Genomic DNA, 5,409 nt, shown 5'->3' on the forward strand with positions numbered 1-5,409 from the left:
CTCTCCCCCCTCACTCTTTCTTCCCAAGCGCCGCCCTCATCATCCCGTCAAACATCCCCGGCCCCCTCTCCCTGATCACCGCCACGCCCTTCTCGGTGACCCCACCCGGCGTCGCCACGCGAGCGATGAGGCGGCCGAAGTCGCTCTCTTCAATGAGGCCCGCCGTCCCCATCAGCGTCTCCTTCACCAGGAGTTTGGCGAGGTCGGGCCGCACCCCGCCCTGCCGCACCGCCGCCGCCGCCATCTCCTCCATCAGGGCGGCGACGAAGGCGGGCCCGCAACTGGTAAGGAGGGTGAGGGCCTCGATGTCCCTCTCCTCCACCTCCACCGCCCTCCCAATCGCGTTCAGGAGGGCGAGGACAGTCTCCCTGTCCTCCTCCGTCGCCCTCTCCCCGAAGGCGACGAGGGAGGCACCCTTCAGGACCTCGGAGGTGAGGGCCGGGATCACTCGCACCACCCGCGCCTCCGTCCATGCCTGCAGGTCCTCAAGCAGGACACCGGCGGCGATGGAGACGAGCACCTTCTCCGGCGAGAGTTCGTCCCGGAGTTCACACAGGACTCCCCTCACCTCCGACGGCCGGACACAGAGGAAGACCACGTCCGCACCCCCGGCTACCTCCCTGTTGTCCCTCCCGCACCTGATGCCCGTCTCAGCCGCGAGCGCCCGGCGTTTCGCCGCCGTGCGGTTGGAGGCGACGATCGCGTCCGGCCGTACGGCCCCGCTCCCGACAAATGACCTGACGAGCATGCCCCCCATGCTGCCCGTCCCGATGATGCCGATCTGCGCCATGCAGCAGTCATATGGGTCGGGGGGAGGGAAAAACCCGTTGTAGTGCCCGCCCTCATGCAGCGTGAAGCCTGTACGCACTCCGGGGCACCATGATCTCGAAGCGTGCCCCCTTCTGACCGGTCTCCGCGATGGTTATCCCCGTGATCCCGAGGATCTCCTTCGAGAGAAACAGCCCGAGACCGGTTTTTCTCCCAACTCCCTTGGCAAATATCTGCTCTTTTTCTTTTTCCGGGATGCCGATACCATCGTCCTCAATGATAAGCCTTCCCGACGACTCTCCCTCGACAAAAGAGACAGTGATCGTGGTGATATCCTCGCCATGACTCAGGGCGTTCTCGAAGATGTTATAGAACACCCTCTCAAGGAGGGGGTCGGCAAAGACCTCCAGGTCACTGACAGATACAGAATACCTGATATCCGGGGGGATGATCCGGGACGCCTGTCCCAGAATCGTTGAGACCTTCTGCCATTCCGCCCCTCGTACGCCGAGGGCCTCGTAGTCCCGGGCAAACGCGATCTGGCGCTCGATGTGTTTCGTTGCAGCCTTGACCTTCCCGACAAGTGCCGCCACAGGCGACCCGGCAGGTGTCTCTGCTTCGATCTCATCCGCGTAGAACATCAGGGCCATGACCTGGTTCAGGATGTCGTGGCGCGTGATGGAGGAGAGGAGATTGAGTTTTTTATTGGACTCTTCCAGTGTCCGCTGGGTCTTTGTGATCCCGGTAATGTCAAGTCCCTTTTCAAGATAGCCGATGCGTTTCCCTTTTTCATCAAAGACCGGGTAGGTGGTCATCTGGAGTGTGTGGCCATTTGCAAGGGTCACCGTATCAGACGCCGCTTTTTCGCACGCAATGACGCGGGGTATCCTGCACCAGGGACACATCTCCTCCCTCTTCCAGACAACGTCATAACAGCGCTTGCCAAGGATCTCCTCTCTCCTCATCTCCAGGTGCCGGGTGGCGGCATCGTTGATCCAGATGATCCTGCAGTCGAGGTCGAGGTAGATCATCGTCTCGTCCACGGAGTCCAGGATCAGTGCCTTCTCGACCTCAGACCGTTTCAATGCCATTTCTGCCCGTTTTTCCACGGTCCGGTCTTCCAGGGTGGTAAATGATGAGTACTGTTTCCCGGGGTTGTTTTCCGCAACAGGCAGGGTCGAGGTCATGACCCCTCGCTCTTCGCCGGAAACCGGGTCCCTGATCCTGATCATTTTCCTGTTTCTTGCTGCCCCGGTGTAAGAGGACTCCGCCTCGTCGACACCCGCCCTCCAGCAGGGATCAGTCAGTTCTTTTCCGGTCAGACTGTGCAGGCTCATACCGAGGATCTTCTCTGCGGCCTGGTTGGCATCGACTATCCTGCCCCCCGCATCCTGGTAGACCACACCCTGTGTCATGGTCTCAAAGAGCGCCCTGAATTTCTCTTCAGAACGGCGGAGGTTCTCCTCCGCCTCCCTCTGATTGGTGATGTCGAGGACAAGGCCGACCAGTCCGCAGACGTCCCCCCCGTTGTCGGTGTATGTCGCCTTGTAGAAGACGACCCTGTGGGTAACGCCGTCCTGCGACCTGAAGATGGATTCATACTGCTGGGTCCCGGTCCGTGCAAAGAGAGCGGCGTCCATGAAATGGTAGGTGTCTGCCATTTCTGGCGAGAAGAGTTCGTATACAGTTTTTCCAATAATATCCTCTTTATGGATGCCACAAAAAACGGCAAATGCATTGTTGCACCCAAGGTACACCTCTCTCGTGTCCTTGTAGAAGACGGGAATGCTGATGCTGTCGACCAGATGATACAGGAATCCCTGCTCTTCCCGGGAAATGGTGGTGCTCTTTATGGTGCTCACCTGGTAAATAGATATTATCCCCAATTTGTATATATAGGTTCCGATTTATAAATTCCGCTATTGTACCTATTTAAAAATTAAATTTTGATAATTGCACGTTAAATGGATCCACCCGTCTATCCTGGCTGGACATACTCCCGACGGAGGGGCAAGACCAGACGCTTTGAAAAATGTCACATTTTTTGCGTCCTATCCCCGGAGATTCCCCTTGCGGTGGATCACTGTCGGCCCTCTTGATGCCAACCGGGGAAAAAAGTGTGAATAGATTAGTTTTTCACTTTCCTGACTTCTTCTTCTGTCCTTTCAAATGTCGCGATTACTTCGGGTTCAGGTTCAGGTGTGAGCATGCTCACGACATAGATCGCGATGAGGGAGAGGGCAAAACCCGGTATAATCTCGTAGAGGCCGAAGAACGCGAACTGTTTCCAGATGAGGACAGTCAGTCCGCCGACGATGACACCGGCGAGAGCGCCCTGCCGGGTCGTCCTCTTCCAGAAGAGGCCCATCAGCAGGACAGGCCCGAATGCTGCGCCAAATCCGGCCCAGGCATAGGCGACGATGTTGAAGACGCTGCTGTTTGGGTCCAGGCCCAGGAAAATGGCGAAGAAGGCAACAATAAGAACAGATAAACGGCTGACCCAGATAAGTTCTCTGTCGCTCGCCCCTCTTCTGAAGAATGATTTGTACAGGTCCTGGGAGACTGCGGATGCACTGACCAGCAACTGGGACGAGGCCGTGCTCATGATCGCTGCAAGGATGCCGCAGAGGATGATCCCGGCAAGGAAGGAGTAGAAGACCTCACCGGTCATCACCATGAAGACTGTCTCCGCGTCAGGGCCGACCAGGGGCTGGCTTAAGAAGACGCGACCGATAAGACCGATGGCGACGGCAGCACAGAGGGAGATGATGACCCAGGCCATCGCGACCGACCTGGCCTCCCCGATCTCCTCTGGTTTTTTGATGGCCATGAACCTGACAAGGATATGCGGCTGGCCGAAGTAGCCGAGGGCCCAGGCGAGCATCGAGATGATCGCGACAAAGGTCAGGGGATCGCCTGTTGCCGCATCGGTGAAGGGGTCGAGCAGGGCCGGGTTGATCTCCTGGAGGCCGCTGACCGTGGCGGCAGGACCTCCGATGAGGAATACCGCAAAGAGAGGAACCATCACGAGAGCGAAGAGCATCAACGTCCCCTGGATAAAGTCGGTGAGGCATACGGCCTTGAAACCGCCGGTGAATGTATAGGAGACAACGATGAGGGACCCTATCAGGAGGGCGATCGTGTAGTCGATCCCGAAGACCGTGTTGAAGAGTTTCCCGCTGGCAACGAACTGCGCCGAGGTGTAGATCAGGAAGAAGATCAGGATGAATACCGCCGCAATACCGCTGATGAGCCCGGACCTGTCATTGAACCGGTTCCTGAAGAAGTCGGGGAGGGTGAGCGAGTCGTTAGCCTGTTCGGTATATATCCTGAGACGCTTCGCCACGAACTTCCAGTTCAGAAATGTCCCTATGATAAGGCCGAGCGCCACCCACCCTGCCTGCATGCCTGAGAGATAGGCAAGGCCGGGGAGGCCGATGAGCAACCATCCGCTCATATCTGATGCCTCGGCACTGAGTGCCGCAACATATCGGTTCAGGCCCCGGTTGCCGAGGATGTAATCACTGACCGTCGCCGTCTTGTTGTAATAGACGAAGCCAATGACAACCATGAGGCCGAGGTAGAGGATAAATGCACACAATATGTCTATGCCGTTACTGAACATGCTCTCTCCTGTATATGATGCACTCTGCCCGTCATTCTAATGATTCTTAAAAAAAAGGGCAATGAAACATTCATTTGTAGAAATGTTCTCAGGAACAGTATTTATAGGGATCGTACTTGACTCTGTCTCTCTGCATTCTTAACGGGGTAATGTGCCCTCTCTTCGAGAATGAACTTCATTCACGTCTTTGAGGCGGATAAAATTCCCGTGGATGTTTGAAACACCTTTTCCGGGAGATCTCTGAGGAGTGTTTTCTCGCTTCCCCGTCTGTGATCGCATCGGGTCTCTGCCTGTCTGGGGCGGACGACCGGCCTGTGATACCCCTTTGCGGGGCGGTCCCGGAGCGCCGCACATATGATGAAGGGTTGAACCGGGCGTGAGGGTTTGTGCGTCTCCTTCCCGGGTTCTTCTGAGTCCGTGACCTGGACTGTCCGGTCATTGCCCCGGTTCTGGCCAGACATGCCGGCATCTCCCACATGTTGATGAATTTTCATCCATTGTTTCGTGGCGAAATTTGCATTGTCACTGCTAAAGTATCTGGTATATTCAAAAAAAATTGTTTTGTGCAAAATTTTTTCACGAATTTATGTTTATTGTGGCGTATGTGCCAGAATACATACTTGATACCGTATCCGGGCATATGGGTATTCGGGATACCCGTCCGTGCCCACCCACATTCTATAAATATTATGAGGAGTATGTTCTGCGCGGGGGGACCATGAAAGGAGTATTACCCTGGTTTTTTATCCTGCTTCTGATTGCTGGCATGCTCACGCTCACTGCAGGATGTACAGGATCGCAGACTGGAGGACCACCGACAACGACCACGCCTTTGCCCACGACTACCATGACACCCGGTGGGGTGGAGACGACCATGACCATACCTCCGGTAGGAACGACAGAGACTTTTGGAGTCCCTGCGGGAAATGAAACCACTGCGGTACCGCCGGGAACCGAGGTTACCGAGGAGACCATGACCACCGAGGAGACCATGACCACCGAGGAGACCATGACCA

3 protein-coding genes are annotated in these 5,409 nt (G+C 56.2%); all 3 read right to left on the reverse strand.

What is annotated here, in order from left to right:
* Window positions 1-10: 10 nt before the first annotated feature.
* The 3 genes from Q0520_RS07890 to putP all read right to left on the reverse strand — a co-directional run bounded on the left by Q0520_RS07890 (window position 11) and on the right by putP (window position 4,393).
* On the reverse strand, window positions 11-790 hold the full coding sequence (locus tag Q0520_RS07890; protein ID WP_298668523.1) for a pyrroline-5-carboxylate reductase: 780 nt from the start codon (window positions 788-790) through the stop codon (window positions 11-13).
* Window positions 791-842: 52 nt separating this feature from the next.
* On the reverse strand, window positions 843-2,630 hold the full coding sequence (locus Q0520_RS07895) for a PAS domain-containing protein (RefSeq protein ID WP_298668525.1): 1,788 nt from the start codon (window positions 2,628-2,630) through the stop codon (window positions 843-845).
* A gap of 266 nt (window positions 2,631-2,896) precedes the next feature.
* Window positions 2,897-4,393: a sodium/proline symporter PutP gene (putP, locus tag Q0520_RS07900; RefSeq protein ID WP_298668527.1), complete on the reverse strand. Its 1,497-nt coding sequence runs from the start codon at window positions 4,391-4,393 to the stop codon at window positions 2,897-2,899.
* Window positions 4,394-5,409: the final 1,016 nt, after the last annotated feature.

Origin of the sequence: uncultured Methanofollis sp., assembly GCF_937919355.1 — an archaeon.
Lineage (GTDB): Archaea > Halobacteriota > Methanomicrobia > Methanomicrobiales > Methanofollaceae > Methanofollis.

What these genes read in the sequence shown, in the direction of transcription:
- Q0520_RS07890 (WP_298668523.1), bottom strand. Translation starts at nt 790, where the DNA reads ATGGCGCAGATCGGCATCATCGGGACGGGCAGCATGGGGGGCATGCTC.
- putP (WP_298668527.1), bottom strand. Translation starts at nt 4,393, where the DNA reads ATGTTCAGTAACGGCATAGACATATTGTGTGCATTTATCCTCTACCTC.